The sequence below is a fragment of the Ruegeria sp. D4 genome (assembly GCF_056534475.1).
Window position 1 is genome coordinate 75096 of sequence record NZ_JBQFPJ010000018.1, and the last position, 17121, is coordinate 92216.

Consider the following 17121-nt stretch of genomic DNA (forward strand, 5'->3'; position numbering starts at 1 on the left):
TTCAACGCTATGGAATCAAGCCCCTTTTTTCAAGAGCTCGGCGGTTCAATCAGAACGATAATTGCTGACTTTTCGACTTGAAGGTCTTTCAGACAGCCGCTGCGGCTCATCTGTGAAGCGTTGCGAAAGATTTTATCTACACAGGCGAGTTTCGGTAGGATGCATGCATGTCGTACGTCTTTTATGACACTGAAACCACCGGCACGGACACCACGTTCGACCAGATCTTGCAGTTCGCAGCGATCCGGACGGATGACGACCTGAACAAGCTTGATCGCTTCGAAATCCGGTGCCGCTTACAGCCGCATGTGGTGCCGGCGCTCGGAGCTCTGCTAGCCACGCGAGTTACGCCGGCTATGCTGACGGATCCGAGCCTCCCCACGCACTACGAAGCAATTCAGGCCATCGCAAGAAGGCTGCGAGAATGGTCGCCGGCGATCTTCTCCGGGTACAATACACTCGCATTCGATGAACCTCTGCTGCGGCAGAAGTTCTATCAGACCCTGCAGCCAATCTACCTGACCAACACGAACGGCGATCAGCGGGCGGATGTGCTGTGCCTGGCACAGGCAACGGCAGCGTTGGCGCCTAATGCCATCACGGTGCCGATCAACCACAATGAAAGGCCGACTCTGCGACTGGACATGCTGGCCCCAGCCAAACGGTTCGCCCACGAGAACGCCCATGACGCTCTGGCGGACGTTGAGGTAACCATCTACATGGCCCAGCTGATCCGCGACCGCGCACCGGCTGTCTGGGAAGCACTGATGCCGCTGGTCGATAAGTCGTAAGTGCAGTCGCTGGTGCTTTCGGGCCGGCCTCTTTGTGTCGTTCAGTATTACATGGTTCGACCGACCGTATTGCCAGTTGTGGGCTGCGGTCAGAGCTGAGACAACCCGACCATACTTGGGGTTTTCGATCTGAGCAAAGACCCGGCGCCTTGTTCTGCAAATGGATGTCAACGAACTAGTAAAGGCCATGCAAGGGCCCGACAGGGCCATTCGGATTGTCACATCCAACAAGATGCCGGCTGTAGCCGATATCGGTCTTGGAACTGATTTTGGTGTGCCTGACGGGGAGATCACCCGTAGAGCCTCTGAAATCGCCCAGGATGGTCCCATTGCAGCGCGTGTGGGTGCAAAGCCCTGGCCCAGCGCTACCCACCCTGGCCGGCCGCAGAGGTGGTCGAGGCGCGGATGTATGAAGGGTTTCCTAGCCGTGCAGACGAAGGGCGCATGCAGACGTTTCAATCGGCGCCCTGGTCAGAGCGAGCGGAACTGTTTGAAAGCTTCGAAGGCGATAGGTTTCGAGAGCTTGGGCGCCGCTTAGTATTTGAGAACGCCCCCGAAGCCTTCCCCGATGGCCGCAGACATGCATTGGTGACGTGGCCAAAGAATAGACGCTTTGGGTTAGAAGGTGTTGAAACTGGACGGACAGTTGAGTACCCGGTGTAGAGCCTCTAAGTAACGGAGCGAGAGAAGTTGGCGGTCACCAGAGAAAGAAACGGATACCAGGTGACCTTTGTTCGGGATCTGGATAGGGCGCGGAAGAGCTACGAAGGACAGATCCAAATTTCCCCGAGCTCAGACAAATGGAATGACTTTGGTTTTCGAATTCGTGCTGATGTAATCTTGAGACCTCGAAGGCCCAGTCAGAGTGCCGAAGAACTCAATTTCGAGTGCTTTTTTGGAATCGCGGACCGTTCCTGTGAGTATGGAGATATTCGAGATCTCGAAGGAACACTCGACACCACAAGCCAAAGCGCTGTTAATTCTGAAGAATTGCCAAACTTCTTTACCATGCTCCCAGATATGCAGGCATACAGAAGGTTGGTCGACCAACTGGGCGCTGATGAGGCGAATGCTGCTCTAGAAGCGATGCATGACATGGTTGCCGCGGAGGAAAGTTCAAAACACCCAGACTGGCTAGGCGTCGCTAGAGAGACGGAAGTATTCCTGACCGGGTTCTTGCGATTTTCGGAATCCTACTTTGCTTGGAAGAATGCAGGTTCGATTCTCCTAGGGGAGGACTTCGAGGAACTGGGTTCAATTTCTGACGCGATACGAGTTCGTTTTCGTCTTTCGGGCCGCCCAAACGAGCATGATCTAATTTTTCGCTTCTCACAGCGTGAACCTATTCTGCCAAAGCGAATATCAGTTCTTATAGGTAAGAATGGGGTGGGAAAGAGCCAAACGCTAAACAGAATTGCGAGCTTTGCGCTCAAGGGTGAAAGAGGCTTGACCAATGAACAGGGTGAGCGCCCCCTAATTAGCCGAATATTGGCTTACTATCCAACGTATGCTTCGTACTCTGGTTTCCCAGCTAAACCACGCAGGGCCTCAAGCGTTTGGTATCGCAGGTTTTCGCTTAGCAGCCCTGGTTTTGGACGTAATAGAACAACAACATCAGATTTGATCGTACAACTCATGAGATCTGATGAACGAATCCGAACTGAGAATAGATATCAACTTTTTATGAGAGCCATTCGTGCGATTGAAGGCTATGAAGAACTTGCACTTCCTGAAAGAAACGCAAACTCCGGATTTATATTATTATCTGATTTCTTTAGCGGTTCGGAAAGCCGTCGTTTAGAAAGATACTCATCTGTGGACCTTGGCAAAGAGCCTGTTCGATATAGTGAAGGACAAGGATTCAGATTGAGCAGCGGCGAGGCCGCCTTCGTTCGGTTTGCGGCATTGACCAGCTTGTATATCGAAAATGGTACCCTACTGCTAATAGACGAACCGGAAACCCACCTTCATCCGAACTTTATCGGTCAGTTTGTTGCGCTATTGGATGAATTACTCGAACAAACTGGGTCTGTTGCAGTTATTTCCACCCACTCGGTCTACTTCGTTAGAGAAACATTCGAAGACCAGGTAATCGTGCTTCGTTCAGGGCCAGATCGTGAGATCATTTCTGAGCAACCCAGACTTAAAACATTTGGCGCTGACGTCGGAGCAATATCTTACTTTGTGTTCGGTGAGGATATGCCCTCGCGTTTGGCAAAAGACGTGGAAGCAAGAATTACTGACGGAGCAATCTCATTTGAAAATGTTTTTGATGAATACAAAGATGATATCTCGCTCGACCTACTATCTGAGATTCGGTCCAGAATCGAGGACACCCAGTCAGGCGAGGGTGAGACTTGAACAGAGTTGAGAGGCCAGACTGGTTCGATGACTGGCAAGCAATCGAGGACCTTTCCAACAATAACCTTGTTGGAAGCTTCCCCAGTTTACAGCCATATGTAGGAGCTATTCGCAACGGGTATACAGAATACGTCACCGCCAACGGTGACGCGACTGTCGTAAGTGATGTTGCTGTTCCTGACTATGTTCGCGAACATTTACGACGTCATTATGCGAAACCTCCATCTAACATTAGCTACATCAATGAGATTAGAGAAGGCGGCGGCGCGAGTACTTGTCCAATGTGCGGGTCGAGATACGCGGGAACACTGGATCATATTTTTCCCAAAGAGGACTTTGCCTGTTTCGCGGTATTTGGACTGAATTTGGTTCCTGCCTGCAAATGTAATTCGTTGCGCGGAAGGTCTTTAGTTGGACACCATCCTGGTGAACGCATCCTACATCCGTACTTCGACGATCTTCTGGGCGATAGGCTGATCGTGGCACATTTTGAGGATCTTGGCGCCGTACCGAGCGTATCACTGAAGGTGGTTTTGGATGAGGGAGACGCAAATTATGCTGCCGTATCATTTCACGTACGGAAAGTGGTAGAGCGAACTCAGGTTGTAGATTGGCTGCATCGGCAGTGGACGAAGTTCGTTCTCAAGCCAGGAAATGTAATTAGAGACCTGCGATCTGTACCCGGTGATCACGACGAGCTTTTGGAAATTCTGCAGGGCGAACTTGACACTTTGGACGAATACAATGGCAGTAAGAACAACTGGGACTCAATGTTTGTCGCTGGTATTCTGGAAACCGCAAACATGTCAAACTGGGTTTATGGTCAACTTAGTCGTGTTGGCAGGCAGCCAGGTGGTCCGCTCATTGAAATCTGAGAGAACTCGGTCCCACAACGTCGCTGAAATTTTGGTTTGATATGCCGATCGAATTCCTGGAGTTAGGCCCTGAAGCAGCGACCGTAACCATGCTGCTGGCGCACGGAGCGGGTACACCGATGGACTCCCAAGCAATGACAGCAATCGCGGATGCATTAGCCCAACAGGGCTTAAGAGCCGTTCGGTTTGAGTTCGCCTACATGGCCAATCGCCGAACAGAAGACACCAGGAAGCCCCCGCCGCGCGCCGAAAAACTTAAATCAGAGTACCTAGCCGCAATCGAAGCGCTGCCAATTAAGGGCCAACTGATCATAGGCGGAAAGTCCATGGGCGGGCGTGTTGCTAGCATGATTGCGGATGGGTTGTTTGAAACGGATCGCATCGCTGGGTTGCTCTGCGTTGGCTACCCGTTTCACCCGATTGGGAAACCCGAGAAGCTTCGTACTGAGCACCTAAAAGATTTGCGAACGCCAACCCTTATCTGTCAGGGAACGCGCGACCAATTTGGTTCGAAAGTTGAGGTCAGCGAGTACGAGCTTTCCTCGTCAATCCAGCTGAGTTGGTTCGAAGACGGCGATCACGATCTTAAGCCGCGCAAGCGCCTCTCAGGTTTCACGCATGCGGATCACATTACATCAATGGGCGTAGCGGTTTCAGCATGGGTAGAAGGTTTCGTTAGCTAGAGATACCTCAGTCCGCCGGGTTTACCGTTTTTGGTGCGCCATGGTACCAATCGACCATCGAGCGTGACTTCCATGAAGTTGCAACCTCCAGAGGTTAGAGTCTCCTCTGGTGTGGACAGCTGTGAGTCGTTAGGGGGTATACCAAATTGGAGATGCATATGCTCGCTCTTGATGAGTGCGAGCAGCTTCGCCAGGTACTTCTGAACCAAGACGAAATTCATCATATACGTACCAAGGTGGTGTTGGAATCTCTATGGCGCGTACGTAGTAGAAGGCATGTTCTGATGGGTCAAAATCAGGGTCAGACCAAACAGTCACCAATTCTCTAGCACCTATCGAGTTCGTCCAACTGGCCGACCCCGGCTCCACGGTGTTACCGACGGATTCGAGCTTCCCATCTGCGTCTATACTGCGTTCAGCTGACCAAGCGACGTCGTATATTTTCTCGGATGTTTGCCCTTCATCATCTAACCAACCCTTTACCACCTGCACACGGTCCAAGTTCGCGCCTTGCGGATCACTCTGCGCAAAAATCAGAAATGAGGGCGTCGCCAGATCATCGGGCAAAGGCGGTAGGTCGGCTCCCATCGGAACCCCCTTCTCATAGCCTACGAGATGAAGCTCGCCGATCCTCAAGTCCTGTTCTCCGAAATCCCAGCCTCCAAAGAAACGAAGTGTTATTCGCGATCCGGTGGTAGAGTAGAACTCTCTACGTGCTAGCGCGTCCCAAATTGCACCACGCGTGTTCTCAGGAGCGTATATAGCTGTCATTCCTCCAGAAATCTGAGTCCAACCAGGCATTGATGCGAGCTCGCTTCTTGCTAAATTGCGGGTCAGCCTTCCGGAGGATGGTTCTAGGGTCGGTACCAGGCCAAAAAAATTCTCTTCTTCTGCCGATGCTAAAGATGTGTAGCTACTCGTCGCACCCAAAAACCCAAACTTATAAGGATTTGTGCCAAAACGGTTTTCAAGCTTTAAGCCTAGTTTCAACGCTTCGCGCGCGTATTCGTTTTCCAGCATTTCTTCAGTTTTGAGCTCACTTAGATTAGAGTTTGCTAAATCCAACGTGCCATAGTCCGCAAAATCGTCGTCTGGCGAAAGAAATGGATGCGTTTCGCTATCGCCAAAGATCTCAGTCACTATGTAACCAGGTTCCCATCTGGCCCTGAGCCGAACGTAATCTTGATCGATTGGGCTGCCATCAAACCGCAGCTCAGAAGGAAACATAAACCCGTTGGATCGGTTTCCGCCATGAGAAATAGCTAGTACAGAGCCACCAGTGAGTTGCTCGTAGGCCTCCATAAACTCGAAAAGACTTAATGGATCATTTGAACCTGCGGGTGGCTGTGAAGTAAAAGGAACAATCCTTCGAACAAGATCCGGCCCATCTCGGAAAATGACGTTTCGGTATAGAGTGTTCCCACTTTGCTGTGCGGCCCATCCAAAGCCTAAAACCGTGCTAAATACTCCAGGTTCATTGTAGGATTCAGCGATGTCCAGCGCATCGCTCCAAATTGCACGATATCGATCTCCAGCTGGGGTATAAGCCCCCAAAGCCAGCGCATTTGTATTATTAGTTCCCCCAGAAGTTATAAGATCAAATAGTGTTGTCTCTTCTGCCTCCCCGCCCGCTTGAAGGCTCTCATACAAATTTCTAACGATCGGGTCTGCCAATAGGTTCGGCGAACCAGACTGTAGATCATACCCGAAACCCAAGAGGTCGGAAACATCGGCAACCACAACCCAGTCAAGGGGCCGCGAAAGGCGAAATTGCTGACCTGTAGAAGTCGTAATTTGCTCGCCTCGCGCAGCACGAAACGCTTCTTTAGGCCCTAAACGATTACCCCAAAGGGCGGCTGCGAGCGACAATCTAGTGCGTACATTAACGTCGCCCCAAAGTGGCTGTTCCGGAACTTCGCGATCCCTTTCTGGGTGCGATGATGGCGCAAGTGACTGCGCAAAACCGATCAGCTGAAGAACTTCGTTTGCACTTGATGACACCGTGTTGACTAAGGCGGCACCTATCGCATCTTGCAATTCTACCGAAGGAAACCCCTGCCACGTAAGATTTTCGATTGACCTTTCCTCAACGGACAAAACTAAGCGATCTGTTTGGGCATGCAGAGCCTCAGCCGCCGCCAGTTCCGCTTCATCAAGTGCCTCGAGGATCGAGCGTTGCTCGGCTGCTGTCAGTGCTCGCCACCACTCTGCAGAAACCATGGCCACAGCAAGCCGCACACTGTAATCTTGAACAATTACTCCCCCAGACAAAAATTCGAGCCACTGGGGCTGATTGGCTAAATCTTGATCGAGCGTAACGGCATCTACGCTACCCGCTTGAACCGAAGGATAGAGATCGGAGGTTGAGACAACTACTGGTGAAGCACCTAAACTTGCTAAAAAACTCTCAGACACATTGCCAAGTGTTGCAATGCGTTCGCCTTGGAGATCTTCTAAGGCATTGATAGGTTTTCCGCTCGCGAACGCTTCAACTGCGAGCGGCCAAATCTGTAAAGCAAACGTTTCTGTGTCGGCGATTTCTTCGCGTGCTAGACTACCAATTACCCCCCTGATTGCTGTTCTACGGTGATCGAGGTTTTGAAAAGCAGCAGGCGTAGAGAGGAATGTGCTGGCAGCTCCGCGTTGAGAAAGATCTGGAGTAAAAGGTATGAAACCAATAGCTGGCGCGCCGAGCGCGACCGTTGCGCGTATCTGGCCTGGTGATAAAGAGAGCGCTTCGGAAGCTTCGATCCCCTTCTCTTCTAAAGCAGATATTAACCTCTCTTCGTACGCCATTCGCGCAGCAGAGGGTTCTGTACCAAATAGTATCCGTATTCGTTCATTCTGGCTCTGAGCTACTGCACCGGTCTTAATACCAATGAGCAATAGAATGATAGAGCTCAGAAGTCCGATAGCTTGCTTAAGCCTAACGCTTCTCATCAATATAATTCCAAAAACACTCATGGTATTGGAAAACCTGTTTTTCTGGGGGAGATAAAATAGTACTCCAACCCAGTGCTTTGAACATATAACGGCTTCAATCCTCGGTCTTCAGCATGCCAGCTTCCTGATAATAGAGTCGAAAGATCAGAAATTACTTCCGGAACGAAGAAAGCGTGGGAATGGTTCCAGTGCTGCAACCATATCGCACTCCACATTTCGTCGAACGCACTGAGGTCAATTGTATCCATTCCCGAGACCAACATAAGCGGGTTCGCTTTGCCTGCTCGCTGCCGCTGATTGATCTTCTGCGAAGCAATAAGAGCCATGTCCAGATTCGTCGCCAACAAGGTAGGAACTGCCGTATTTGCATTGGCAAGGGCTTGTCTCAAAATGGGGCGGGCAACATCCGCGGCATACAAAACAACTGCGGAAGGTTGGCCTGGCCAATGATCACGCATTAGGTCCGCCACTAGCCTTGCTCCCATGCTATGAGCGAAGAAATCGATTCTACTTACTTGCTCTGAGGCAAGCAGATCATAAACAAACGCGGCAAAGTTTGGTTTTGACCACTCGATACTCTCTGTATCGAAGCTATAACTGGTGGCTTGCCCCGCAGAAGGCCACGACCAAATAACAACAACTCCGCCAAGGCCGGCATCTCGCACGAAGGCAAGCGCTCTTTTGGTGGCATCTTGAAAACTTTTTCTGTAGCCATGAACGAACAGCAGGAGCTCTCCACCGGCCTCGCCAACAGCGCTCGATAGATTGTCGATGCAGTCTTGCTTCGAGCTTAGTGTAGTGCCCGTGACAAGCTCGACGTCGCCTCTAAACTCTCCGATGGAGCTCTCGTCGGCTGGAGCTAGCTCACCACACCAGACATCAGATGTTGGGCTTTCGGCATTTGCAAAGCGGTCAGTAAAACGAGACGCTTCGTCCAATCGACGGTCAGTTGCGAAAAATACTCGGGCGGAAGCAGGTGGAGTGTCCTCCGCATGCGGCGAGTAGCCGCGAGCGGGCGATGGTAGACGCAAATCGCTGGCTTCAAATGGAACCTGCGCCTGAACTAGGCTAGGAATCAGAACGGTTATCAGGCAAGAAACGATCAGACGTATCAGTTTGATACAGAAAGGCGGGTGCTCCCATCTGCTTAGATCCAGGTAACGTCCGGGAACTGCATCAATAAGCACTTCAAACAATCCAATCAAACTTTGCTGCAGTGAGCTTGGGACAAATGGCGGACACGGCGCAAGAAAAAAGCGAGATTCAAGCTGGAAGCCTCGCTAACGCCTCCCAAAAAAAAGTCATCCAGTTTTCTGAGCGCTCGGAGGTCCGGAGGAATAGTAGGGGATTAGTAGGAAATGTACATCAAACGTTCTCTTGCTTGGTTCGGCGCCGTCTAAGAACTGTACTTGAAATAATGACTTGATCGTAATGGGTTATGCGGCTTTGGGCGGCTTCATCCGGTCACGTCAAATTCATGGACGGCAAAATTCGTAAATGGAAGGTCTCTGCAAGAATGGTTCGCGAAACTGAATATTGTCCTTTACAGATTGGGGGTATCATTGGGGGTATTAAGTAAGTTTAGGAACAAAAAAATGAATAATTACATAAAGTAGTGTGACCTATGATACTCCGCCCCCGGCACCATTTTATTTCCTAAGCAAACCCATCTGACTGGTCCATTTTGGATGTTAGTGAATCGTTGTCCCGCGATCCTCCGGGATAAAGGTTTCAAGTTCCGCGAAGCATTTGCAAGCACCGGAGCGATAATACCTTGTATCAGGTCACATTGCGGTCCTTTCCATGCCGAGACGCAGACGATGACTTCCTAAGTCATTTGATATGTTTGTCCCAACAAGCATCGCGCCTGTTAGCGTGCGCAAGCTTCGAATTTCGTACAAACTGGTACACTTAAAGGTACAAACTTCGAACCAGCTCTTCAAAGAATTTGAGCGTTGGGAAGGTGAACTCCAGCACCACAATCGACCGATATTACCATTTCGCGCCACCCGACAATAACAATGAGGATATTGGCTTGCGTCAGGCCATATGGAATGTCTTCAACTTTAACGTCAGCTTCCTTCCAAAGTGCGGACGTAGAGCGAAATCGGTGCAACGACCGACTTGCGGACAAAGCCGCCTTATGCTCATCGCTTTCTGGTAACTGGTCTCACACCGAAGCGGACCTTCCTTTCGAGCTTTACATCCTCCGAGATGCGTACGAAGCGGGCATTGTTCAAGGCGACTAACGCACAGTATCTGCCATCCGTCGCTTGCGACTACTTAACTGTTCTACCAGAGATTAATTCGCAGTCGTCTGACAGCCTCTGGCCGAAACACAAGGGGCTAGACACCAGAGCTGAAGCGTGGCTGGATTGCTTAGAGATTGTCTAGTCGGACGGAGATCCCCAAAATTGAAAAGAAATGCAAACAAGATGTTAGTGACTTCCGCTATTGCTATCGCTCTTTTGGCCTCCGGTGCGGTATTTACTGCTTCTACAAAGCCAGCAAGCGCAGAGGCTGGTTATTTCTGGGATGAAACCGTTGGGTCTGTAGATAGAAGCCCTTGGATATTTGAAGGCACAAATGTTTTTGGCGAATTAGCACGAGTTCCACCGTCAGATTGGGTACGTACTTTGGAAAAAGCGGCATACCCAACGGAGCTTGAGACTTTTGTTTTCACAGCTAGCAATAATGAAGAACAGAACATCAACGATTGGTTGCATCAAACGCATACCGATAGCTTTTTGATTTATCACGATGGCAAATTGGTCGCTGAAAAGTACTTCAATGGCATGAAAGCTGATACGCCTCACCGCATTCACTCGATCACCAAGACAGTGTTGGGTATGGTAGCAGGGCTGGCGGTTGAGGCGGGAGAATTAGATCCTAAAAAGCTGATCACAGAATACCTGCCAGAGTTGGAAGGCCCAGCATTCAAAAATACAACGGTTAGACACCTACTTGATATGACCGCTGCTGTAGATTGGAAAGATGCTTCTAGCGGCTACTTAGACGATGCCGGTGATCTGTTCTGTGCGTTTGGTCAGGACCTCTCTGAAAAAGTTGAAATTTGTGATACAGAGTCTGGCGTTAAGGAGTACATGATCTCTCTTAGTGATCGCGAGACCTTGGTAGATGACGGTGAAGTTTATAGTTACCGTTCAGTGCTATCTGCGCTGCTGGGTATGGTTATCGAGTCGGCAACTGGAGAAAGCTATCTGGATGTACTGGCCGAGTTGTGGCAGGACATCGGTGCTCAGGACCCTGCATACAGCGAACTAGGGCCCAAAAGGATTGTGCAAACGAGTGGTGGGTTATTTACCAGCTCTCGTGACCTATTGCGATTTGGCATAATGATGCTGGACAACGGAAAAGTTAACGACACTCAAGTTATTCCTCCAGATTGGATTGCTGACACGATTCAAGCAAATGATGATGTAGTCGCAGCTTATGAGAAGAGTGCATACGCAGAGGTGTTTGAAGGCTTCCACTACCGGAATCAAGTTTGGGTGAAAGATAGAGAAAAAGGTGCGTTTTACGGTATCGGTGTCTACGGACAGCTATTGTATGTGAACCAGAAAGCCAATGTGGTTATGGTGAAGCTATCAAGCCAGCCAGACGTTCAAAATACACCTATGTACCTGGACTCTATGGTTGCGATGAAAGGTATTGCAGAGACTTTGAGTAAATGAATTTCAGATTATCTTAATCTAGTAAGCTGAGCCAAATGGCTCGGCTTATACTGCGGAAAGACTTGACAGTGTCGTCGGGTTAGTACCGGGTGACCTCGACTGCGACCGCAGCAAACACCACACCAATCAACAGAGCTTTTGTATTCACTGCCGAAAGGCTGGGTAGTTTAACCCGAAGAGACAGGGCTATTATCACACCCCCTGTTAACCCAGTCGCAATTGAATAGATCATGCTACTTTTGTCTGCGTTGAGACCGATCAATATGCCGACTGCAAGCGACGCGACAAAGTATGCGCGTAGCCATCCAGACATGTGTCCGGGGTGGGTCTTATAGAGAAAGATATTCACCCCAAACAAATGCAATGAATAGGCCAACGTTCCAACAGCGTACAGCTCAGGTGATGTTCCCGTCGTTTGCATGACGGTAATGGCAAGCAAGCAGTTATAGGTTCCGAGTGCCACTGTGTCCAAGCCAAGCGACAACCTGTTATCGGCCCCCGTGTCGCGACTGGCTTCCAGCAAGTAGTAAAGGAGAAATCCTAGGAGCGAGTAACCGAACAGCGAGTTTTCCCATTTCCCATTTGCAGCCAAATCGGCCGACAATTCACCGATTTTTGGCAGTAAGAAAAGGAAAGCATAGCCAAGTCCGATCCCAGAAGAAAAATCAGAAAGCCAGCCTGCTAGGCCGGGGAATCTCTGGTAAAAAGACACGCAGAAGACGTGAACAGTGCCGATGACTGCAATCGATGTTATCGCGAGGTATGTCGAAGCGTCGAACACGGCTAAGATCCAATGATCACATTACAATTTGTATGAGACACCCCTTGGGAGCGTTTGCACAGCCCAAAAAGTGAAGAAGGTGCGGTTTGAATAGAACACTCAACGACAGCTTTTTCTGAACTTCCGGCATTGATGCACGGTGCAGAAATTTGAACTTAGGGCTCAGAGCGGACATCGATCTATTTGTTCTGATGACCGATTCTACATGTTGAGCGCTCAACATGGTGGCAGTTTACCACCCTGATTCGCAGCTATTTTCGCCAGTTCTGGCGACCAACAAGTTAGCCAATAGACCAAATTTCAGATTTTTTTGTCACTCTACGTGACACCTCAATGGCTCAACTTCAGATTCAATGAATGAAAACAATCCGGGGATGTCACGCAAACTAACATGTGCTTTTTTCCGGGGAAAAAGTCACATAAAAACAAATACTTGACTACACATTGCGTTCATTAAATGCTCGAACCTTAGAAAGCGATATTTCACCGCTGTCACAACGATTAAGGGAGGTTCGAACTTGATACAGACACCCACAATTTTCACCCCTCCATCGCTAGCGAGGACCCACAAGAGAAGAAGAGTTGAAGTTGATGTGGAGAGCTATCAGCAGTTCCTAAAATCTTCGGTTATGACCGATCAACAAAAGCATGAATTTCTTACGGCACTCTGGTCAATTGTCGTTGCTTTCATCGACCTAGGCTATTGCGTGCACCCTACTCAGCGGAACCTGCCTGAAGACGTCGCAATGAACGAAGTGCATTCGCTCGCTGAGAGTTTTCTCTTTTCGCAGAAGCTTCAAGGTACTGGGGTCACCCATGAATAACCAATCCGCCGAGCGCAAGAAAGCCGTTATATACTGCCGTGTTTCTTCAAAGAAACAGGAAACAGATGGATCCGGACTGTCTGGTCAGGAAGCAAGTTGCCGCGACTACGCGGAGAAAAATGGCTACGAAGTGGTCGAAGTATTCCACGACGTTATTTCCGGAAAGCACTTCGACCGCCCCGGCATGCAATCTCTCATTGAGTTTTTGCAAAGCCGCGACGCGAATGAGTTTGTCGTGATCGTCGATGACGGTAGTAGGTTGGCTCGTGGAATTCTGGCTCATACAAGGTTGCGAGCAAGAATTAGCTCTCTAGGTGCGATCCTTGTTAGCCCTAAGCAGAGCTTTGGAGACAAGGCCGCTGACAGGTTGCAGGAGAACGTTGTAGCCGTAGTGTCTGGATACGAACGCGAGAACATCGTCGAACGTGCGCACAGCCGCAGCCTTGAACGGCTCCGAGCCGGGTATTGGATTTTCCATGCGCCGAATGGGTACAAATACGAAAAATCCCCACTCGGTGGAAAGGTCCTCGTTCGAAACGAACCAGTGGCTTCCATCCTATCTGAAGCACTAAACGGTTTCGCAGAAGGCCGTTTTCAGTCTCCCATGGAGGTCCTTCGGTTTCTGGAGGGCAAGCCGCAGTACCTTGAAGGTCTCAGAGCGAGGGCGCTCAGGATCGACAGCGTAACGAAAATGCTACGCAACGTACATTATGCTGGTTACCTAGAATATCCCAATTGGGCCATTCCTCTAACAAAGGCTCAGCACCCTTCATTGATCACTTATGACACATATCTCATTATCCAAGATCGGCTGCAGGGACGCAGTGTAGCTCCGGCCAGAAAGGACATCGACAAGGAATTTCCTTTGAGAGGCTTCTTGGAATGTGAGGCTTGCGGTCGACGCATTACATCTTGTTGGTCGCAAAGCCGAACTGGCCGTAGATACCCTTACTATCTATGCCAGTATCGAAAGTGCGCTGAAAAGGGTCTCTCCACACCGAGAGAAAAAGTAGAAAACGAATTCGAACAACTCTTGAAAAGCGTGGTACCTGATCGCGAAACCTTTCAGATCGCAGAACAGATGTTTCGAGATGCATGGGAACAGCGCAACTGCACAAATCAATCCGAGCTTGCCAGCCTGAGGGCGCAATCTCGTGAAATCGAGAAAAAGGTAAGAAAAAATCTCGACCGCGCAGTGCGGTCGGAAGAGGAAGAAACGGCCCAAGCATACGAAAATCACGCGTTATTGCTTCGCAAGGAGCAAGCCGCGATCGACGCCGAAATTGAGAAAATGGCAGTTCCGGCATTGGACTACGACAGTATGTTCGAACTCTCCATGCGTTTTTTGTCAAACCCTTATGAAATATGGAAAAAAGGGAGCATTTCCCTGAAGAGGACCGTGCTCAGGCTAGTGTTTTCCCAACCCCTTGTCTTCAGTCGTTCTGAGGGTGTTCGAACCCCAGATACCACCTTTCCTTTCAAGGCCTTACGCTTCCTGTCAGGAACAGAAAACGGTTTGGTACCCGCGGCCGGACTCGAACCGGCACGGCCTTCCGGCCCAGAGATTTTAAGTCTCTTGTGTCTACCATTCCACCACGCGGGCATGCGTGTCGAGCCTAATTCGGGCCTGAAAATCTCAATACGGCCACAAGGCCATGAATACAATGCGCTTCCGCCTCAAATTGTGCCTTGGTCAAATCCAGCACGCCCTCAAGCCCAAGTTGCCGGAGCTAGTCGTGTGATTGGAACAACACCCGCCAATTCGCCAAGCATGCAGTTAGGGTGGATGCTGCTTGCAGCTCAAGTGTAAAAGTGTCCGGTCCTGATGATTGGGGTGGCCCGGACTTCCTCTTTTCGTGTTTGTAGATGCAGCAAGGCGAACAAAATTGCCGCCATTCGAAGTCACAGTTAGAACGGGGTAATATCCCCGCTCGCGATTTACCGCTATTGTACCTTTACACAGAAAACGTATTCCTTATTTTGCATGTTAAATGCTGGAGTTCCAAGGACAGGAGAACCGGAATGCCACTGACAGTCAGGGACATGATGGAGGCCGCCAACGCTGTGGTCGCGCGTATCGATTTTGCCCAAGCTTCGGAACTGCTGCGCGAGGGCGGGTTGCTGCTGGACGTTCGGGATACGCCGGAACTGGAGAGGGCGGGCCGGGCGGTCGGGTCTCATCACATTCCACGCGGGATGCTGGAGTTTAGGGCCGATAGCGGGCTGCCAACTCATGATCCTGAATTGCGCATCGACCGGCCAATCGTCCTGCACTGTGCGTCGGGCGGGCGCGCGGCGCTGGCAGGCAAATTGTTGAAGGACATGGGCTATTCCCGGGTTTACAACCTTGGGGGCCTTACTGATTGGGTCGAAGGGGGCGGCCAGACAGTCGAGCCTGTTGACCCTGGAATGACCTGACCTGAATCAAAGCCAAACACATCCTGAGAAACCAATATGTGGTCAGATTCCAAAATAGGACCACACCCAATGATGCGTCTTGCTTCGATGTTGTATTCACTGATTGGAACTGCCCTGGCTGGCTCGGCCGTCATAGCTGTATTGTCTGTTGGCCTGGTTACCACGGGCGCTATTCTGGGGGCCGCTGGCGCAGGATTTGTTGCCGCCATACCGGTTTCATGGCTTGTCGCCAAACGGTTGTATCAGGGTTCGATCTGATCAGGCGTTCAAAAAGGTTCTGACGGCCGCTTCAAATTCGCGCGGTTTTTCGGCGTGCAGCCAGTGGCCTGCGCCCGGAATCTTTGCGAATTTCGCGGCGGGGAAAAGGGCGCGTATCTTGTCGCGGTGCTGCGGCAGAACATAGTCCGAGGCGCCACCGGACAAAAACAGGGCGGGCCCGTTCCAAGTGGCATCGAGTACCGGAAACCCCATGATTTTTGCCATCTCGTTTGCCAGACCGTCCAGGTTCAACAGCCACCGCTGCCCGCTGACATCCAGTGACTGAGTGAAGAAGCTCTGCAACGCTTTTTCGACACCCAGTTCTGCCAGTTGCTGCTCGGCATCCGAGCGCCGGGTCACGCAGGACAGATCGACCGCACGCATGGCTTCGATGAACTGAATCTGACTGTGGCTGTAGGTCACCGGCGCAATGTCGGCCACTACCAGTTTACGCACTTGGGCACCATGCATCAGCGCCAGGGTCATTGCTGCCTTGCCGCCCATGGAGTGGCCGACAACGTCCACGGGACCGCCGACCTGCGCAATGACCTCGGCCAGATCATCGGCCAGGTCCGGATAACCATGCGAGGCGTCCCACTTGCTGTAGGCATGGTTGCGCATGTCCACTGCAATGACCTGTCTTTCGTCCGAAAGCCGCCGCGCAATGACGCCCCAATTACGGGCCGAGCCATAAAGCCCGTGCGCGATCAGAAGAGGAGGGTTCGCGGTCGGTTCGCCATGTACGATCGTGTTCAACATGAGTGCGTGATACCCGGCAGTGAATGAAACGACCAGTCCCATTGTAGCCTGCCTCTGGCCGCGCTACATTTCCCGGTCAGGAGGCACCAATGTCGCAGGACACTGATATTCAGACCCGGATTGCAGGCACGATTGCGTTGCTGCGCGAAAAGCTGGGTGTGCGGGACAAAACCCTGTTGGCCTCGGTCAAAAGAGCCAAACGCCGACTGCCTCGCCGGATCTACAAACAGGCGCTTCTGCTGGCGAATGCGGAACAGATGGCGGCGCATCCTAGGTTGCGGCGGGTTCTGGACACTCCAAAACTTGTCAGCGCGTCCGACGAGGTGCAGGCGTATCTCGGCAGTATTGATCTGGCGGACAGAAGATGGGGCTGGTTTCTGGGGATGCTGGGCGGACTGGCGTTCAACATTCTGGCGCTGAGCGCGCTGCTGCTGCTGTTTCTGTGGTGGCGCGGCCTGATCTGAAGGTAGGTTCTGAGGCAGGATTACCTTGCCAATGTTGAACTAAGTCTTTGGTGTGAAATGACAATGCGCCCAAAACAGATGCGGCGCCACCGGGGCGCCGCTGTCTTGATTGTTCCGAGCCGATCACAGGTTCGGGTAGATCGGGAATCGTGCGCAGAGGTCTGCGACTTCGGCTTTAACCTTGGCCTCGACCGCGCCGTTGCCGTCTTCGCCATTGGCGGCCAGACCGTCGACGACCTCGATGATCCAGTCCGCGATCTGGCGGAATT

13 protein-coding genes, 1 tRNA gene and 2 pseudogenes are annotated in these 17121 nt (G+C 51.1%); 10 read left to right on the forward strand and 6 right to left on the reverse strand.

The features are described from left to right. Positions 1 to 167: 167 nt before the first annotated feature. The 4 genes from ACR0MI_RS19495 to ACR0MI_RS19510 all read left to right on the forward strand — a co-directional run bounded on the left by ACR0MI_RS19495 (position 168) and on the right by ACR0MI_RS19510 (position 4710). Positions 168 to 791 carry an exonuclease domain-containing protein gene (locus ACR0MI_RS19495; RefSeq protein ID WP_480855323.1) on the forward strand — a complete coding sequence of 208 codons (624 nt, stop codon included), beginning with the start codon at positions 168 to 170 and terminating at the stop codon, positions 789 to 791. Between the two features lie 690 nt (positions 792 to 1481). Beyond that, a complete protein-coding gene (locus ACR0MI_RS19500; RefSeq protein WP_480855324.1) occupies positions 1482 to 3152 on the forward strand; it encodes an AAA family ATPase in 1671 nt (556 codons plus the stop codon). Further along, positions 3149 to 4027 carry a hypothetical protein gene (locus ACR0MI_RS19505; protein WP_480855326.1) on the forward strand — a complete coding sequence of 293 codons (879 nt, stop codon included), beginning with the start codon at positions 3149 to 3151 and terminating at the stop codon, positions 4025 to 4027. Before ACR0MI_RS19500 ends, ACR0MI_RS19505 begins: the two co-directional genes overlap by 4 nt. A 41-nt stretch (positions 4028 to 4068) precedes the next feature. Then, positions 4069 to 4710 carry an alpha/beta hydrolase family protein gene (locus tag ACR0MI_RS19510; protein WP_480855328.1) on the forward strand — a complete coding sequence of 214 codons (642 nt, stop codon included), beginning with the start codon at positions 4069 to 4071 and terminating at the stop codon, positions 4708 to 4710. Positions 4711 to 4839: 129 nt separating this feature from the next. On the opposite strand, the gene dctP is transcribed toward ACR0MI_RS19510, so the two are convergent. Next, positions 4840 to 7674 (reverse strand): TRAP transporter substrate-binding protein DctP, encoded by a 2835-nt coding sequence (dctP, locus tag ACR0MI_RS19515; RefSeq protein WP_480855330.1) that lies wholly within the window; start codon positions 7672 to 7674, stop codon positions 4840 to 4842. Further along, the gene (locus tag ACR0MI_RS19520) at positions 7671 to 8840 is read right to left on the reverse strand and encodes an alpha/beta hydrolase (RefSeq protein ID WP_480855341.1); all 1170 of its coding nucleotides are present in this window, start codon (positions 8838 to 8840) and stop codon (positions 7671 to 7673) included. The genes dctP and ACR0MI_RS19520 overlap by 4 nt, the downstream gene beginning before the upstream one ends. A 1248-nt stretch (positions 8841 to 10088) precedes the next feature. Between ACR0MI_RS19520 and ACR0MI_RS19525 the strand changes: the two genes are divergently transcribed. Further along, positions 10089 to 11348, forward strand: coding sequence for a serine hydrolase domain-containing protein (locus tag ACR0MI_RS19525; RefSeq protein ID WP_170817414.1), 1260 nt, complete (start codon positions 10089 to 10091; stop codon positions 11346 to 11348). A 79-nt stretch (positions 11349 to 11427) separates the two neighbouring features. On the opposite strand, the gene ACR0MI_RS19530 is transcribed toward ACR0MI_RS19525, so the two are convergent. Further along, complete coding sequence (locus tag ACR0MI_RS19530) at positions 11428 to 12129, reverse strand: hypothetical protein (protein WP_170709462.1); 702 nt, start codon at positions 12127 to 12129, stop codon at positions 11428 to 11430. Positions 12130 to 12758: 629 nt separating this feature from the next. Between ACR0MI_RS19530 and ACR0MI_RS19535 the strand changes: the two genes are divergently transcribed. Then, positions 12759 to 12953 carry a hypothetical protein gene (locus tag ACR0MI_RS19535; RefSeq protein ID WP_480855333.1) on the forward strand — a complete coding sequence of 65 codons (195 nt, stop codon included), beginning with the start codon at positions 12759 to 12761 and terminating at the stop codon, positions 12951 to 12953. Next, positions 12946 to 13332 (forward strand): annotated as a pseudogene (locus tag ACR0MI_RS19540) (recombinase family protein); the annotation flags it as partial. The gene ACR0MI_RS19535 and the pseudogene ACR0MI_RS19540, both read left to right, overlap by 8 nt. Before the next feature lie 1138 nt (positions 13333 to 14470). On the opposite strand, the gene ACR0MI_RS19545 reads toward ACR0MI_RS19540, so the two are convergent. Continuing rightward, positions 14471 to 14556, reverse strand: a tRNA-Leu gene (locus ACR0MI_RS19545). Positions 14557 to 14975: 419 nt separating this feature from the next. On the opposite strand from ACR0MI_RS19545, the gene ACR0MI_RS19550 reads away from it, so the two are divergent. Together ACR0MI_RS19550 and ACR0MI_RS19555 are read left to right on the forward strand one after the other, a co-directional pair. Then, entirely contained in the window at positions 14976 to 15371 is a 396-nt protein-coding gene (locus ACR0MI_RS19550; protein ID WP_170617528.1) for a rhodanese-like domain-containing protein, read from the forward strand. A gap of 69 nt (positions 15372 to 15440) precedes the next feature. Continuing rightward, complete coding sequence (locus tag ACR0MI_RS19555; RefSeq protein ID WP_170817416.1) at positions 15441 to 15629, forward strand: hypothetical protein; 189 nt, start codon at positions 15441 to 15443, stop codon at positions 15627 to 15629. Here ACR0MI_RS19555 and ACR0MI_RS19560 read toward each other — a convergent pair whose 3' ends face one another. Beyond that, positions 15630 to 16430: an alpha/beta fold hydrolase gene (locus tag ACR0MI_RS19560; protein WP_480442407.1), complete on the reverse strand. Its 801-nt coding sequence runs from the start codon at positions 16428 to 16430 to the stop codon at positions 15630 to 15632. Positions 16431 to 16477: 47 nt separating this feature from the next. Here ACR0MI_RS19560 and ACR0MI_RS19565 point away from each other — a divergent pair, with 47 nt between their 5' ends. Beyond that, the gene (locus ACR0MI_RS19565; RefSeq protein ID WP_170617526.1) at positions 16478 to 16852 is read left to right on the forward strand and encodes a hypothetical protein; all 375 of its coding nucleotides are present in this window, start codon (positions 16478 to 16480) and stop codon (positions 16850 to 16852) included. A 123-nt stretch (positions 16853 to 16975) separates the two neighbouring features. Here the strand turns inward: ACR0MI_RS19565 and glyA are convergent. Then, positions 16976 to 17121 (reverse strand): annotated as a pseudogene (glyA, locus tag ACR0MI_RS19570) (serine hydroxymethyltransferase); the annotation flags it as partial.